General features: G+C 64.0%; 15 protein-coding genes. 6 read left to right on the top strand and 9 right to left on the bottom strand.

Translation table 11 applies throughout. The annotated features are described in order from the left end of the window. Positions 1 to 15: 15 nt before the first annotated feature. From ftsY to HHL25_RS15620, 3 genes are read left to right on the top strand one after another with little or no spacing between them, the layout of a single operon-like run. Positions 16 to 1,371, top strand: coding sequence for a signal recognition particle-docking protein FtsY (ftsY, locus tag HHL25_RS15630; protein WP_169593249.1), 1,356 nt, complete (start codon positions 16 to 18; stop codon positions 1,369 to 1,371). A 43-nt stretch (positions 1,372 to 1,414) separates the two neighbouring features. Then, positions 1,415 to 2,065, top strand: a complete 651-nt coding sequence (locus HHL25_RS15625) for a septation protein A (protein WP_169593247.1) — start codon at positions 1,415 to 1,417, stop codon at positions 2,063 to 2,065. Continuing rightward, on the top strand, positions 2,062 to 2,655 hold the full coding sequence (locus HHL25_RS15620; protein WP_169593245.1) for a DUF2585 domain-containing protein: 594 nt from the start codon (positions 2,062 to 2,064) through the stop codon (positions 2,653 to 2,655). The genes HHL25_RS15625 and HHL25_RS15620 overlap by 4 nt, the downstream gene beginning before the upstream one ends. A gap of 14 nt (positions 2,656 to 2,669) precedes the next feature. On the opposite strand, the gene HHL25_RS15615 is transcribed toward HHL25_RS15620, so the two are convergent. The 5 genes from HHL25_RS15615 to ccmA are packed head-to-tail and all read right to left on the bottom strand — an operon-like array spanning position 2,670 to position 5,555. Further along, entirely contained in the window at positions 2,670 to 3,269 is a 600-nt protein-coding gene (locus HHL25_RS15615) for a DsbE family thiol:disulfide interchange protein (RefSeq protein WP_169593243.1), read from the bottom strand. Next, positions 3,266 to 3,442: a heme exporter protein CcmD gene (gene ccmD / locus HHL25_RS15610; RefSeq protein ID WP_169593240.1), complete on the bottom strand. Its 177-nt coding sequence runs from the start codon at positions 3,440 to 3,442 to the stop codon at positions 3,266 to 3,268. Before ccmD ends, HHL25_RS15615 begins: the two co-directional genes overlap by 4 nt. A gap of 2 nt (positions 3,443 to 3,444) precedes the next feature. Then, positions 3,445 to 4,206, bottom strand: coding sequence for a heme ABC transporter permease (locus tag HHL25_RS15605; RefSeq protein ID WP_169593237.1), 762 nt, complete (start codon positions 4,204 to 4,206; stop codon positions 3,445 to 3,447). 45 nt (positions 4,207 to 4,251) lie between these two features. After that, positions 4,252 to 4,911, bottom strand: a complete 660-nt coding sequence (gene ccmB / locus HHL25_RS15600) for a heme exporter protein CcmB (RefSeq protein ID WP_169593235.1) — start codon at positions 4,909 to 4,911, stop codon at positions 4,252 to 4,254. Further along, positions 4,908 to 5,555 carry a heme ABC exporter ATP-binding protein CcmA gene (gene ccmA, locus HHL25_RS15595; RefSeq protein ID WP_169593233.1) on the bottom strand — a complete coding sequence of 216 codons (648 nt, stop codon included), beginning with the start codon at positions 5,553 to 5,555 and terminating at the stop codon, positions 4,908 to 4,910. The genes ccmB and ccmA overlap by 4 nt, the downstream gene beginning before the upstream one ends. A gap of 276 nt (positions 5,556 to 5,831) precedes the next feature. Between ccmA and acnA the strand changes: the two genes are divergently transcribed. From acnA to HHL25_RS15580, 3 genes are all read left to right on the top strand, one after another. Further along, a complete protein-coding gene (gene acnA / locus HHL25_RS15590; RefSeq protein WP_169593231.1) occupies positions 5,832 to 8,525 on the top strand; it encodes an aconitate hydratase AcnA in 2,694 nt (897 codons plus the stop codon). 210 nt (positions 8,526 to 8,735) lie between these two features. Beyond that, entirely contained in the window at positions 8,736 to 9,485 is a 750-nt protein-coding gene (locus HHL25_RS15585; RefSeq protein WP_169593229.1) for a DUF1223 domain-containing protein, read from the top strand. A 317-nt stretch (positions 9,486 to 9,802) separates the two neighbouring features. Continuing rightward, complete coding sequence (locus HHL25_RS15580; protein ID WP_169593227.1) at positions 9,803 to 11,872, top strand: ATP-dependent helicase; 2,070 nt, start codon at positions 9,803 to 9,805, stop codon at positions 11,870 to 11,872. A gap of 92 nt (positions 11,873 to 11,964) precedes the next feature. Here the strand turns inward: HHL25_RS15580 and HHL25_RS15575 are convergent, their stop codons facing one another. The 4 genes from HHL25_RS15575 to HHL25_RS15560 are packed head-to-tail and all read right to left on the bottom strand — an operon-like array spanning position 11,965 to position 16,018. Then, on the bottom strand, positions 11,965 to 12,606 hold the full coding sequence (locus HHL25_RS15575) for a 2-dehydro-3-deoxy-6-phosphogalactonate aldolase (protein ID WP_169593225.1): 642 nt from the start codon (positions 12,604 to 12,606) through the stop codon (positions 11,965 to 11,967). Then, complete coding sequence (locus tag HHL25_RS15570) at positions 12,606 to 13,538, bottom strand: 2-dehydro-3-deoxygalactonokinase (RefSeq protein ID WP_169593222.1); 933 nt, start codon at positions 13,536 to 13,538, stop codon at positions 12,606 to 12,608. The genes HHL25_RS15575 and HHL25_RS15570 overlap by 1 nt, the downstream gene beginning before the upstream one ends. Positions 13,539 to 13,546: 8 nt before the next feature. Next, on the bottom strand, positions 13,547 to 15,061 hold the full coding sequence (locus HHL25_RS15565; protein ID WP_169593220.1) for an aldehyde dehydrogenase (NADP(+)): 1,515 nt from the start codon (positions 15,059 to 15,061) through the stop codon (positions 13,547 to 13,549). Between the two features lie 21 nt (positions 15,062 to 15,082). Beyond that, a complete protein-coding gene (locus tag HHL25_RS15560) occupies positions 15,083 to 16,018 on the bottom strand; it encodes a Gfo/Idh/MocA family protein (RefSeq protein WP_169593217.1) in 936 nt (311 codons plus the stop codon). Positions 16,019 to 16,026 lie beyond the last annotated feature (8 nt).

The raw sequence follows: 16,026 nt of genomic DNA, 5'->3' as shown, positions 1-16,026 counted from the left end.
GAACGGACAGCTTCCATGGCGCTCGGCTTCATCAAGAAAGTCTTCACCTTCGGCAAGGAAAAGCCGGCGGCCGACGCGACCGCACCGAAGGAAGACTTCGCCGAACTCGTCGAAAAGGCCGAGCAGCTCGACCGCGACGAAACGCTGGAAACCTTGCCGGAGGCGGCGGACCCTGTTGCTCCTGAGGTCGTGGATACCGCCGGCGGCCCGGCGACCGACGAAGTCGAGGCCGGCGAAGACCTGGCAGAGGCAGCGTCCGAAACCTTCGAGCCCTCTCCGGCGGCGAACAGCGCCGATCTGGAGGAAGAAGAACTCCGGCCGCAGCCCGAACAGCCCGCCGATCTCCCCCATGGCGACCTGCGCTCCGACGACGAGACCGGCATCGCGCTGCCGAAGGGTTTTGCCACCGCGGCAAAAGCCCCGGAGCCGGAACTGGCAGCACCGAAGGAACGCCTGACCTGGTTCCAGCGGCTGCGCCGGGGTCTCTTGCGGACCTCGTCCCAGCTCACCGGCCAGATCGCGGCGCTCTTCACCAAGCGCAAGCTCGACGAGGACACCCTCGACGAACTCGAGGACCTGCTGATCCAGGCCGACCTCGGCGTCGAAACCGCGATGCGCATCACCGGCGCGCTGTCGTCCGAGCGCTACGGCAAGGACGTCAGCGGCGAGGACGTCGCCGGCATCATGGCCGCCGAGATCACCAAGGTGCTGAAACCGGTCGCAAGGCCGCTGGAGCTCGACCTCTCCCACAAGCCGCATGTCATCCTGGTCGTCGGCGTCAACGGAACCGGCAAGACGACGACGATCGGCAAGCTGGCCGCCAAGCTCTCCGGCTCCGGCCTGAAGGTCATGCTCGCCGCCGGCGACACCTTCCGCGCCGCGGCGATCGAACAGTTGAAGATATGGGCCGACCGCACCGGCTCGACCTTCATCGGCACCCGGCTTGGCGCCGATGCCGCCGGCCTTGCCTATGATGCCTTCGAAAAGGCGCGGGCCGAAAAGAGCGACGTGCTGATCATCGACACGGCTGGCCGGCTGCAGAACAAGACCGAACTGATGGCCGAACTCGAAAAGATCGTCCGCGTTCTGGGCAAGCTCGACCCCGACGCCCCGCACACCGTCCTCCAGACGCTCGACGCCACGACCGGGCAGAACGCCATGAACCAGGTCGAGATCTTCCGCAATATCGCGGGCGTCAACGGGCTGATCATGACCAAGCTCGACGGCACCGCGCGCGGCGGCATCCTCGTCGCCATCGCCGCCAAGCACAAGCTTCCGGTCTATTTCATCGGCGTAGGCGAAGGGATCGACGATCTCGAGCCCTTCGAGGCGGCAGATTTCGCCAGCGCCATCGCCGGACTGCCGCATTGAACGGCGACCGCGGTAAAGCAAAACGGATTTGAAAGACGAAACGATGAGCAATTTCGAGAGCGACACCAAGCCGACCCCCGAGGAGCGCCATCATCCGCTGCTCAAGATGGCGTTGGAGATCGGGCCGCTGCTCGTCTTCTTCTTCGGCAACCTGCGTGGCGAGTGGCTGGCCAGGACGTTTCCGGCCCTGTCCGCCGTCGGCGGCCCGCTGTTCATCGCGACCGCCCTCTTCATGGTCGCGACCGTCGCCTCGCTGGTCGTTTCGAAGATCGTCTTCCGCCATCTGCCGATCATGCCTTTCGTTTCGGGCGTCGTGGTCATGGTCTTCGGATCGCTATCGATCTGGCTGCAGGACGAAACGTTCATCAAGATGAAGCCCACCATCGTCAACTCGCTGTTCGGCATCGTCCTGCTCGGCGGGCTCGTCTTCGGAAAATCCTTGCTCGGCTACGTTTTCAATGCTGCCTTCCGCCTCGATGAGGAAGGCTGGCGCAAGCTGACGCTTCGCTGGGGTGTGTTTTTCCTGTTCCTCGCGGTCCTTAACGAAGTTGTCTGGCGCAACTTCTCCGACGCCGCCTGGGTGAACTTCAAGGTCTGGGGCACGATGCCGATCACTATCCTGTTCACCCTCGCCCAGATGCCGCTGATCATGCGTCACTCGGTCGAAGATACCGCCGAGGAAAAAGTGCAATGACCGGCGGCCCGATCGCAACGACGGTCGACACGCGCGCCGCGCGCCTTTGGCTCGGTCTCGCCGCCGGACTGCTTGCCGCGCAGATCGTGATCCTCTTCGCGATGGGACGCATCCCGATCTGCGAATGCGGTTACGTCAAGCTGTTCGAGCCGGGCGTCAACACTGCCGGCAATTCGCAGCACATCGGTGACTGGTACACGCCCTCGCACATCATCCACGGCTTTCTGTTCTACGGGCTTGCCACGCTCATGATGCGCCGCGCCACCGTCGGCGCCAAGTTGTCGCTTGCCATCATCATTGAGGGTGCCTGGGAGATCCTGGAAAACTCGCCGATCATCATCGACCGCTACCGCACCGCCACCATGGCGATCGGCTATACCGGCGACAGCGTGCTGAACTCCGCGATGGACACGGTCTTCATGGCGCTCGGCTTCCTCTTCGCCGCCCGCGCGCCCGTCTGGTTGACCATCGTGATCGCAGTCTTCTTCGAGCTCTTCACCGGCTGGCTGATCCGCGACAACCTGACCCTCAACGTCCTGATGCTGGTCTGGCCACTCGACATCGTCCGAGAATGGCAGGCAGCGCTCTGACGACTCTAAGCCGATTATGAACCGGCCAGCGCCTTCTCGATCGCGGGATAAAGGCCCGTTTGCAGCGACTGCGGGTCGAAGGGGCCGACCTTCTTGTAGAGGATAGTCCCATCGGCGGCGACCAGGTAGCTTTCCGGAATGCCGTAGACACCCCAGTCGATCGCGGCCTGGCCGTTCGGGTCGACGCCGATTGCACGGTAGGGATTGCCGAGTTCGCCGAGGAAGCGCAGCGCGTTGTCGTTCTTGTCCTTGTAGTTGATGCCGACGACGTTGAGCCGGGCATCCTTGGACAGCTCTTTCAGGATCGGGTGTTCCTGGCGGCAGGGCACGCACCAGGACGCAAACACGTTGACCAGCGTCAGCTTGCCGGCAATGGCCGGGCTGGTGAGCGGCGGGGTGTTGGAGCCGTCGAGAGCGGGAAGATCGAGGGTCGGAGCCTTTGTGCCGATCAGCGCCGAGGGGATTTCGGATACGTTCTTGCCGTTGAAATCCTGGTCATAGAGCATCTTGCCGGCCGTTCCGGCAATAACCGCAAAAACGAGAAGCGGAACCGCGGCAAGCAGATAGCGGCCGACACCCTTGCCGGGCGCGGTGTTCTGTTGATCGTCACTCATTGCGGCGAAGTCTCGGTTGCAGCGGCACTGGACCGGCGGCGGATACCGGCGGCCTCCAGGGCCCGGAGTTCGGCCTGGCGCGCCCGGCCGTCGAGCCAAGTCCAGCCGATCAGGGCGAATACGATTGCCCCGCTGATGCCGTAGGATAGATAGATGTAGAAGGCGTGGCTCATCTTCAACCCTCCCGGCCAGCCATGCGGGCGGCCATGCGGCGCTGGGTCGCGATCCGCCGCCGCCAGATCTCGTTGCGCATCGCCATCAGGTGCAGCGTGAAGAACAGAAGCGTGAAAGCGATCGCCATCACCAGCAGCGGCCAGAGGAATTCCGGGTCGATCGTCGGGCCGTCGAGCCGGATGACGCTCGCGGGCTGGTGCAGCGTGTTCCACCACTCGACCGAGAACTTGATGATCGGGATGTTGACGAAACCGACGAGGATCAGCACCGCACTCAGGCGGGCGGCCCTGGGCGCATCATCCATGGCACGATTGAGCGCGATCAGGCCGAGATACATCAGGAAGAGCACGAAGACGGACGTCAGCCGTGCGTCCCAGACCCACCAGGTGCCCCACATCGGCTTGCCCCAGAGGGAGCCTGTGACGAGCGCGATCAGCGTGAAGGCAGCCCCGAGCGGCGCAGCAGCCTTGTGGCTCACATCGGCGAGCGGATGGCGCCAGACAAGCGTGCCGATCGCCGAGATCGCCATGACCGAATAGCACATCATCGACAGCCAGGCCGCCGGCACATGGACATACATGATGCGCACGGTCTCGCCCTGCTGGTAGTCGCCCTCGGTGGTGAAGCTCATATAGAGCCCGAGGACGAGAAGAAGCGCGGTCAAGCCGCCGAGCCAAGGCAGGATCCGGCCCGACAGGGCCAGGAACCGCGTTGGATTGGCGAGTTCGCTAAACTTCGAGATGACAAGGCTCGTGGTGTTCATGGAATGCTTCTAACCTGAGTGCCCTTCCTCTGCAATTGATCCCGGTCAATCCGAGGAGCTGCGCAGTGCCAGCGCCGCGGCAAGCGGTCCGATGACGGCGAAGAACAGGGTGATGGCGATCAGGAACAGGAACGGGGGCATGAAGGGCGCGGGATCCTCGACGGCGGCGTAGGAGGCGCTGACCCCGAAGATCAGCACCGGTATCGCCAGCGGCAACACCAGGATGGATACCAGAAGCCCGCCGCGTGGCAAGGCGACGGCAACGGCCGCGCCCGCCGCTCCGATAAACGTGATCGCCGGTGATCCGACGAGAAGCGTCAGCATCACGGCGCCGATCGCCACTTCATTCATGTTCATGAAGAGGCCGAGCAGCGGCGAAGCGATCACCAGCGGCAGGCTGGTGGCGACCCAATGGGCCAGGCACTTGACGAACACGGTGAGCACCAGCGGCGTCTCCTGCATCAGGACGAGGTCCAGCGACCCATCGTCGCGGTCGGCCTGGAACAGCCGGTCGAGCCCGAGAAGAGCGGCGAGAAGCGCACCGATCCAGACGATCGCCGGCCCGATTCGCGACAGCAGATTGAGATCCGGTCCCACGCCGAAGGGAATGACCGCCACCACGGTCATGAAGAACAGCACGCCGATCAGCGCCCCACCGCCGGCACGGACCGAAAGCTTGAGGTCGCGAAGGAAGAGGGCGATCATGCCATTTCCTCCGTCTCGTGATACGCGAAACCCTTCATGACCAGCGCCTTGGCGTCCTTGAGCCCCAGCGGCTGATGGGTCGCGGCAATTGCGATACCGCCATTCGCGAGATGCTCATGCACCAGTCCGGCGAACATCTCATCGGCGCTGGCGTCGAGTGCAGCGGTGGGCTCGTCGAGAATCCAGACCGGGCGATGTGCGACCAGCAGCTTGGCCATGGCGAAACGCCGCTGCTGTCCGGCGGAAAGATAGCCGAAGGGAAGATGCGTGATGCCGCCGAGCCCGACCATGTCCGCGGCCTCTTCGATGGAGCGGCCCTCGCCCCCTTCGACGTCGCCGAGGAAGGACTGCCAGAAGCCGAGGTTCTCGATGACGGTTAGCTCCTGTTTCATCGCGTTTCGATGACCGAGATAGTGGCTCACCTCGCGTGCGGGACGACTTTCCCGACCGTCACGGAACACCGCTTCGACGCTTCCTTTCTCGGGCCTCAAGAGACCGGCGAGCACGCGCAGCAAGGTCGACTTCCCGGAGCCGTTCCGCCCCGTGAGAACCATCGCCTCTCCAGGCGTCAACTGAAAGGAAACATTAACAAAAATCAGGTCTTCGCCACGCCGGGCGGCGAGGTCTTCGGCTATCAGCCGCATCGGTTTGTACCTTCCGGCGATGGGTCCATCGCCCTTCCAAAAAATTGTCCGAATTCGCCATTCGTTGGTCTGGCACCTTTCTTAGAAATTATCTATAAGACCTGCAACCACGCCAGCGGTCGGCGTGAAGTTCATCCTTGTGCCGAACTTGGAGTTGCTTACGGGCAATTTTCACGTGCGGACAGCGGAAATGGCCGTACCCGCATCCTGATGTGCATGAAGTGCATAGGCGTCCGCACGAATGTGTAGGCTATCAGAATAAGCGGGGTTTTATCCGTGTCCAAATCCATCGACAGCTTCAATTGTCGTTCGACGCTTTCCGTCAACGGCAAGGATTATGTCTATTACAGCCTTCCCAAGGCCGAGGCCAACGGCCTGACCGGCGTATCGAAGCTTCCCTACTCGATGAAGGTTCTGCTCGAGAACCTGCTCCGCAACGAAGACGGCCGTTCGGTCACCAAGAAGGACATCGAAGCGATCGCCGCCTGGCTCGTCGACAAGGGCACGGCCGAAGCCGAAATCGCCTACCGCCCGGCCCGCGTGCTGATGCAGGACTTCACCGGCGTTCCCGCCGTCGTCGACCTCGCAGCCATGCGCGACGGCATTAAGGCCCTCGGCGGTGATCCGGAAAAGATCAACCCGCTCGTTCCTGTCGACCTCGTCATCGACCACTCGGTCATCGTCGATGAATTCGGTACCCCGCAGGCATTCGCCAAGAACGTCGAGCTGGAATACCAGCGCAACGGCGAACGCTACCGCTTCCTGAAGTGGGGCCAGCAGGCATTCAAGAACTTCCGCGTGGTTCCGCCCGGCACCGGCATCTGTCACCAGGTGAACTTCGAATATCTCGGCCAGACCGTCTGGACGAAGGAAGAGGACGGCGAAACGATCGCCTATCCGGACACCTGCGTCGGCACCGACAGCCACACCACGATGATCAACGGTCTCGGCGTTCTCGGCTGGGGCGTGGGCGGTATCGAAGCCGAAGCAGCCATGCTCGGCCAGCCAGTCTCCATGCTCCTGCCGGAAGTCATCGGCTTCAAGCTGACCGGCAAGCTCAAGGAAGGCGTCACCGCGACCGACCTCGTGCTCACCGTCGTGCAGATGCTGCGCAAGAAGGGCGTCGTTTCGAAGTTCGTCGAATTCTTCGGCCCGGGCATGGACAACATGCCGGTTTCGGACCGCGCCACCATCGGCAACATGGGTCCCGAATACGGCGCGACCTGCGGCTTCTTCCCGGTCGACGCCGAAACCGTCAACTACCTCAACATGTCCGGCCGCTCCAAGGACCGCATCGCGCTGGTCGAAGCCTATTCCAAGGCCCAGGGCATGTGGCGTGACAACGACGGCTCGCAGCTCGTCTTCACCGACACGCTGGAACTCGACCTCGGCGACGTCGTTCCCTCGATGGCCGGCCCGAAGCGTCCGGAAGGCCGCCTGCCGCTCGAAACGATCGCACCGAACTTCGCGACCGCTCTCGAGAACGACTACAAGAAGCCGGGGCAGCTCGACACGCGTTATGCCGTCGAAGGCGAAGCCTTCGATCTCGGCCATGGCGACGTCTGCATCGCCGCCATCACGTCCTGCACCAACACCTCGAACCCGAGCGTGCTGATCGCCGCCGGCCTTCTCGCCCGCAACGCCGTTGCCAAGGGCCTGAAGTCCAAGCCGTGGGTCAAGACCTCGCTGGCACCGGGAAGCCAGGTTGTCGGCGAATACCTCGCCAAGTCCGGCCTGCAGGCTGATCTCGACAAGCTCGGCTTCAACCTCGTCGGCTATGGCTGCACGACCTGCATCGGCAATTCCGGCCCGCTGCCGGCGCCGATCTCGAAGACGATCAATGACAAGGGCCTGATCACCGCAGGCGTTCTGTCGGGCAACCGTAACTTCGAAGGCCGCATCTCGCCGGACGTCCAGGCCAACTACCTTGCCTCGCCGCCGCTCGTCGTCGCCTACGCGCTCGCCGGCACGGTGCAGAAGGACCTGACCACGGAACCGCTCGGCGAAGACCAGAACGGCAACCCGGTCTACCTCAAGGACATCTGGCCGACCTCGCACGAGATCCAGGAATTCATCGCCAAATACGTCACCCGCGAACTCTTCGAATCGAAGTACGCCGACGTCTTCAAGGGCGACGAGAACTGGCAGGCCGTCCAGGTTCCGGCTGGCCAGACCTATGCCTGGGATGACAAGTCGACCTACGTTCAGAACCCGCCTTACTTCGTCGGCATGGGCAAGACCGGTTCCGGCGTGTCGAACATCGTCAACGCCCGCGTTCTCGGCCTCTTCGGCGACAAGATCACCACCGACCACATTTCTCCGGCCGGTTCGATCAAGGCCGCCTCGCCGGCTGGTGCCTACCTCATGGAAAACGGCGTCGGTGTCGCCGACTTCAACCAGTACGGCACGCGCCGCGGCAACCATGAAGTCATGATGCGGGGCACGTTCGCCAACATCCGCATCCGTAACCACATGCTCGGCCCGAACGGCAAGGAAGGTGGCTACACCATCCACTATCCGTCGAAGGAAGAGATGTCGATCTACGACGCGGCCATGAAGTACAAGGCCGAAGGCACGCCGCTGGTCATCTTCGCCGGCGTCGAATACGGCAACGGTTCCTCGCGTGACTGGGCCGCCAAGGGCACCAACCTCCTGGGCGTTCGCGCCGTCGTCGCCCAGTCCTTCGAGCGTATTCACCGCTCGAACCTGGTCGGCATGGGCGTCATCCCCTTCTGCTTCGAGGAAGGCACCACCTGGGCCTCGCTCAACCTGAAGGGCGACGAGACCGTCACCATCGAAGGCCTCGACGGCGAGATCAAGCCGCGCGAGAAGAAGATCGCCAAGATCACCTATGCCGACGGTTCGGTGAAGGAGATCCCGCTGGTCTGCCGCATCGATACGCTGGACGAAGTCACCTACGTCAACAACGGCGGTATCCTGCAGACCGTTCTGCGCGATCTCGCCGCCTGAGCATAGACGCATCCTGAAAAGGGCCGCCGGGCATTCCCGGCGGCCCTTTTTCTCGTCCGGGGCGGGCCGCTCTTGTCCTCTCGGAGGTTTCACCCCATCGTGACTTTGACGGAACACGATGAAGGGCTATTTCTGTCGTCAACCGAAAGCCGAACCACCATCGACCGCCTCGCGGCCCGTGTCGGAAAGCACTGAACAGGTTTTGCAGCCATGATCTCGAGGATCGTTTCCGGCCTGGCATTCTGCGGCGTGATCGCGCTGTCCGGAGCCGTGCGCGCCGGCGACGCGGCGACGCCGAAAGGGGTGATCGAGCTCTTCACCTCGCAAGGCTGCAGTTCCTGCCCGCCGGCCGACCGCGCGCTTGCGACACTGGTCGAGCAGGGCGGCATCGTGGCGCTGTCCTATCACGTGGACTACTGGAACTATCGGGGCTGGGCCGACACGCTGGCCTCCCCGGAAAACACCGCCCGCCAGTATGCCTATGCGCGCAGCCTCGGCCGCAGCGGCGTCTATACGCCCCAGGCGATTATCAACGGCCGCGATCACCTGAAGGGCACGGATGCGGAAACGCTCGACGGCCGGCTGGAAGCGCTCCGCGCCAGGGGAGAGGGCCTGAACGTCCCGATCGAGGCCAGGCGCAAGGGTGACGAGCTCGCCATCCGCATCGGTGCCGGCGCGGGCAAGGCCGACGTCGTGGTCGTCTACTTCCGCAAGCGGCAGTCGGTCGACGTGTTAAACGGCGAGAACATGGGCAAGACCATCGACTACGTGAACAGCGTGACCGACGTGCAGACCGTCGGCATGTGGGAAGGCCCGGCGCTCGAACTCGTGCTGCCGGCCAAGATGATCGGCCAGGACGGCACGGACGGCTGCGCCATCCTCCTGCAATCGACGGGACCGCACGGCGAACCGGCAGCCATTCTCGGTGCGACCATGTGGGTTGATACGACGAAGTCGTGATCTTGGCAGGTCCGGCCCGGAAGCATTGGGGGGCTGGGGGTAAGGGGTCAATGCGCCAGACCGGACCCTCTTGGCGCGAGGCGCCAACCAAGTTTGATTAATCTCAAGTCCAAATTGGGCGCTGTTTTGTTCAAAATGGGGCGCTGCGAAAAATTGTGCCCCTGCACACCGTAACCGGCGGGCATCGGGTCCACCCGGTCCGTCAGATGACCGGACAATAGGCGCATAGGCGCACTTACAGTTCCCTTTCTGTTCTTGCCAAATCGGCGAATGTCGGGCAAACCGGATAGGCGATCGCAGCAAGGACGAAGACCCGCATGACGGCAGCACATCTGGAGACGCTGAACGACAGGCAGAAAAGCGCCGTCGTGCATGGCATCGGTCCGGAGGGTGCAAAGGCCGAAGGGCCGCTGCTGATCATCGCAGGCGCGGGCTCCGGAAAGACCAACACGCTCGCCCATCGCGTCGCCCATCTGATCGTCAACGGCGCCGATCCGCGCCGCATCCTGCTGATGACCTTCTCGCGCAGGGCGGCAAACGAGATGGCACGCCGCGTCGAGCGCATCTGCAGGAAGGTGCTCGGGACCAATGCCGGCGTGCTGACCGACGCATTGACCTGGGCCGGAACATTCCACGGCATCGGCGCGCGGATCCTTCGCGACTATGCCTACGAGATCGGCCTCGACCCCGGCTTCACCATCCATGATCGGGAAGATTCGGCAGATCTGATGAACCTGATCCGGCACGACCTCGGCCTGTCGAAGACGGAAAGTCGCTTTCCGACCAAGGGTACCTGCCTTGCCATCTACTCCCGCGCCGTCAATTCGGAAACGCCGCTGGCCGAAGTGCTGCGCAGCGCCTATCCGTGGTGTGCGACCTGGGAGAAGGAACTGCGCGACCTCTTCGCCGCCTATGTCGAGGCCAAGCAGGCGCAGAACGTGCTCGACTACGACGACCTGCTGCTCTACTGGGCCCAGACGGTCAGCGATCCGGATCTTGCCGCAGATATCGGCGGCCGCTTCGATCATATGCTGGTCGACGAGTATCAGGACACCAACCGCCTGCAGTCGTCGATCCTGAAGGCCATGAAGCCGGACGGCCGGGGGCTGACGGTCGTTGGGGACGACGCCCAGTCGATCTATTCGTTCCGCGCCGCGACGATCCGCAACATTCTCGATTTCCCGGCAAGCTTCGATCCGCCGGCCGACATCGTCACCCTTGACCGCAACTATCGCTCCACGCAACCGATCCTGGCCGCCGCCAACGGTGTGATCGACCTTGCCCGCGAGCGTTTCACCAAGAATCTCTGGACCGAGCGGCAGTCCGAGGACCGGCCGCGGCTGGTGACCGTGCGTGACGAGGCCGAGCAGGCGAACTATATCGTCGAGCAGATCCTGGAGAACCGCGAACGGGGCCAGACGCTGAAGGACCAGGCGGTGCTGTTTCGCGCCTCGCACCATTCCGGACCGCTCGAGATCGAATTGACCCGCCGCAACATTCCCTTCGTGAAGTTCGGCGGGCTGAAGTTTCTCGACGCAGCACACGTCAAGGATCTGCTGGCGGCGCTGCGCTTCGCCCAGAACCCACGCGACAAGGTGGCGGGCTTCCGCCTCATGCAGCTGCTTCCGGGCGTAGGCCCGCAGACGGCCTCGAAAATCCTCGATGCGATCGCCACCGACCCACAGCCGCTCGCGGCCCTCGCGGAGATCCCGCCGCCACCACGGACCGGCGAAGACTGGGGCCGTTTCGTCGACATGCTGAATTCCTTGGGCAAGGGCGAGGCCGGCTGGCCCGGCGAGATCGAAATCGCGCGGCTGTGGTATGAGCCGCATCTCGAACGCCTCCATGAAGATGGCGACACCCGCAAGGCCGATCTCCTGCAGCTTGGCCAGATCGCCTCCGGTTACCCGTCACGGGATCGCTTCCTGACCGATCTCACGCTCGATCCGCCGGACGCGACCAGCGACCAGGCCGGGGTGCCGCTGCTCGACGAGGATTATTTGATCCTCTCGACGATCCACTCCGCCAAGGGCCAGGAATGGACCTCGGTCTTCGTACTGAACTGCGTCGACGGCTGCATTCCCTCCGACCTTGCCGTTGGCACGACGGCCGAGATCGAGGAAGAGCGGCGCCTGCTCTACGTAGCGATGACGCGGGCAAAGGACAGCCTCCACCTGACTATCCCGCAGCGCTTCTTCACCCATGGGCAGAATGCGCAGGGTGACCGGCATGTCTATGCCGCACGCACCCGCTTCATTCCGGCGACACTCCTGCAGTTCTTCGAAAGCAGCGCCTGGCCGCAGGCGCAGCCGTCCTCAGGTGCAACGCGCGACGCCCGCCAGATCCGGCTGGATGTCGGCGCCCGCATGCGCGGCATGTGGAAATGACTTGAGGTGACCGCACATCGTCGCGAGACGATGCGTGATTCCCGTGAAACATTTTATGGAAGACGGAGACCTCAAAAGGTCGCTGGACAGCCTCAGGCCGCCGAAACGGCCTCGTCATAGGCCGCAATCGTGCGCGCGGCTCGCTCGGCCACGACTGCCGCGCTGTCGCCCGGCTTGTAGAGGCTGGAACCGAGACCGAAGCAGGTAACACCGACCTTGAGATAGGCGGCGAAATCACCTTCCGAAACGCCACCGACGGCGCCGATCGGCAGATGCGGCGGCAGAATGGCGCGAAGGGCGCCTATGCCCTGCGGGCCAAGCACGCTGGCCGGGAAGAACTTGAGGGCCGCCGCGCCATGCTTGGCGGCAAGCAGCGCCTCCGAAGCGGTGAAGACACCCGGCATCGTCACCATACCGTGGCTGACCGCCCGGCGGATGACATCCGGCCAGACATTCGGGGTGACCAGCAGATTGCCGCCCACATCGTGAAGCCGATCGACGTCTGGAACGTCGAGCACCGTCCCCGCACCGATCAGGCAGGAGGCCGGAGCCAGACGCCGCGCCTTTTCGATCGACACGAACGGATCCGGCGAATTGAGCGGCACCTCGATCGCCTCGAAACCAGCTTCGACCAGACCGCCGACCACGCCCTCGATCTCCTCGGGCTTGATGCCGCGCAGGATGGCGACGAGATTGCGCTTCAGGCTGGGCCAGGCGACGGTGGAGGATGTCATCACGCGGTCTCCGCAAAACGTTCGGGATAGAGGGCCTTCGCGGCGGCAAACAGCCCGCGGCGCACGAGCGCGCCACCGTCGAGCGGAACCGGCTCGGCACCTGCAAGAACGAGCGCCTGCGAATAGAGATCGTTGAGCGCCCCACTGCCGATCAGCTGTACCCGGCGGTCCGGGCCAATGAAGGTACGCATGGCGGCCACTTCCGCGCCGATCAGCAGCCCCGACAGGCGGGCCGCCGCACTCGCCTCGTCAGCGCCGGCAAGGAGTGCCCGGGCACGGATGGAAAAGAGCCGCGTCGTCAGGCTGAAATCGGCGGTCAAGGCTTCCTCGACAGCGGAACGGAAGGCGGGATGATGATCGTCCGCCCTGCCTTCGCCGATCGACAGTCGGAGAATCGATTGCCGACTGATCAGCTGGAACAGTTCACCGGTCATGACGGTGTTGAAATGGACGACGCGACCGTCTTCCAGCGACACCCACTTCGAATGGGTTCCCGGCATGCAGAACAGGGCGTCGCGAAGCCCGGCCTCGACGGCACCGAGCAACTGCGTCTCCTCGCCGCGCATCACGTCTTCGCCACCGGCCTGCCGTTGGCAGACCCCGGGAAGGATATGCACGCGACGCGACACACCCGGAGCCGCAACAGCCTGGCGGAAAAGATCGCCGAGCGGCGCAGGCGTCTCCACATAAGGTGCCTCGATCCAGCCGGCGCGGGCACCGGCCATGCCGGCCACGACAACCGGCAGATCGTCGGACGCGCCGAGCGCGGCGAGATGCGCCTCGAGGACGCCTGCAAAGCGATCGGGCGTCAGGCTTCCCATGCCTTCAGGGGACTGGCGTTCGCCGAGCACTTGGGACGTGCGGTCAACCAGCCAGACGCGCAGGTTACTCGTTCCCCAATCGACCAGTGCGACGGCTGCGCTGTCGTTCATGGAGGACCTCAGCGCAGGTCTTCGGGAAGAAGTGCGACCGGAATATCCTGGTAGCACACCGGGCGCAGGAAGCGGCGGATGGCCATGGTGCCGACCGAGGTGGCGCCGAAGTTGGTGGACGCCGGATAGGGGCCACCATGAACCATCGAATCGGCAACCTCCACGCCGGTCGGGAACCCATTCGCGAGAATGCGGCCGGCCTTGCGCTCAAGGATGGGCAGAAGCCGCGCCGCGAGGCGCTGGTCTGCCGCTTCCAGATGCAGCGAAGCGGTCAGCTGGCCTTCGAGGCTACGGGCGACCGCGACCATCTCGTCGGCATCTTTGACCGTCACGATCATTCCGAGCGGCCCGAAGACCTCCTCGCCGAGCGCATGGTTCGCAAGCCATTCGGCACCGGTCGTGGTGAAAAGATAAGGCGTTGCATTGCGCAGGTCGCAGGTCGAGGTGAGCACGGTCCGAACCCCTTCCGCGGAAGCGATCTTCGTCGCACCCTTGCGGTAGGCATCCGCCATGCCATCCGTCAGCATGGTCTGCGGGCCGATTGCGGAAAGCGCCTGTTCGGCTGCCTTGGAAAAGGCGTCGGAGGCCGCGCTTTCGATCAGCACGACAATACCCGGATTGGTGCAGAACTGGCCTGCCCCCATGGTCAACGAACCGACCCAGCCCTTCGCGATGGCCTCGCCGCGCAACGCAATCGCCTCGGGAAGGAGGAACATCGGGTTGACCGAGCCGAGCTCACCGAAGAACGGGATGGGCTCCGGGCGACGTGTGCAGAGATCGAAAAGCGCCCTGCCTCCTGCAAGCGAGCCGGTAAAGCCGACGGCCTTGATCAACGGGTGCTGGACAAGCGCCGTGCCAACGTCGCGGCGACCGCCCTGTACGAGCGAGAAGACGCCGGGATGCACACCGGTACGGCGGATCGCGGCATCGATAGCCGCCGCGACGATTTCGGCCGTACCAGGATGAGCTTCATGACCCTTGACCACGACGGGGCAGCCCGCCGCAAGCGCCGAGGCCGTATCGCCGCCGGCAGTCGAGAAGGCAAGCGGAAAGTTCGAGGCACCGAAGACGCCGACGGGCCCGATCGGGCGCTGCATCAGCCTGAGGTCGGAGCGCGGCAAGGGCTGGCGGTCCGGCAGGGCCGCGTCATGGCGCCGGTCGAGATAGTCACCCTTCAGGATGTGCGAGGCGAACAGCCGAAGCTGGCCGACGGTCCGGCCGCGTTCACCGACGAGGCGCGCCTTGGGCAGCCCCGTTTCACCGGAACCGATTTCGGTGATGTCGTCGCCGCGTGCGTCGATTTCCTCGGCAATGGCTTCGAGGAAGGCGGCACGCTCGGCCCGGCTCGAATAGCCATAGGTTTCAAAGGCCTGTTCGGCGGCGCGAACTGCATCGTCGACCAGCTCGGCCGAACCGACCGAGAAACGGCGCACAGGGCCTTCCGCTGGCGAAGACGCAAAGGTCTCCTCGCCACCGACCCAACGGCCGGCAATCAGGTGCTTGCCCGTGAACTCATACGCCATGATCTTTTATCCTGTCAGATTTCAATCTTCGAAGGCCGCGACTTCGCGACGTTCGCCACAGAGGAAGGCATCCGCTACCAGCCGCAGCGGCTGATAGTCGACGTCGCTCTCACGCGCCCGGATGAGCGCGGCAAAGCGCTCGTAGATGCCCGCATATTCCCGGTCGGGTCCAGCGGTTTTCTCGACGCCGTCGATGAAAAGCTCGGCGCCCCCCTTCGACAGGCGAAGCGTACCGGCATCGGTCTCGACCGTGATGTCCCAGGTTTGCCGACCTTCCTGGCGCCAGTCGAACGCGGCGGAGATCGGAGCACCAGACGCCGTGCGCATGGAAATGTCGGCCGCGATCGGCTGCTTGCGATTGGCGGGGAAGGACAGGTTCGCCTTTTCGACCCGGATCCGCCCGGGCACGATGGCGGTCAGGATCGACAGGGCATTGATGCCCGGATCGAAGACGCCGAAGCCGCCCGGCTCCCAGATCCATGCCTGGCCGGGATGCCAGCGGCGCACGTCTTCCTTCCAGACGATCTCGATCGACCGGATTGCCTTGTCGGCGAGCCAGGCACGGGCCGGCTCGACGCCGAGGGCGAAGCGCGAATGCCAAGTGGCAAAAAGCGTGACGCCCGCCTCCCTTGCCAGGTCAGCCAGCGCTTCGGCCTCGCCGAGCGTGGTCGCCGGCGGTTTCTCCATCAGGACGTCATGGCCGGCGGCGATCGCCTTCTTGGCCATGTCGAAACGGACTTCCGGCGGCGTGCAGAGCGACACCGCACGGATATCCGGACGTTTTGCGAGGAAGGCATCGAAATCTTCGAAGTTCTCGATGCCTTCAACCTTACCGTGACGGCTGACGGCTGCCTTCAGGTCGAAGTCTTCGCCGCCTGCGACCGACGGGATATGCTGGTCTCGGGCGATCTTGCCGATGCCGGCAATGGCGAGCGGGATACGGGTCTGGGCAGTCATCAGCCTGT

Origin of the sequence: Rhizobium terricola, from assembly GCF_012927355.1 — a bacterium.
In the GTDB taxonomy this organism is placed as follows: domain Bacteria; phylum Pseudomonadota; class Alphaproteobacteria; order Rhizobiales; family Rhizobiaceae; genus Allorhizobium; species Allorhizobium terricola.
This window is presented reverse-complemented; position numbering and strand designations above follow the sequence as displayed.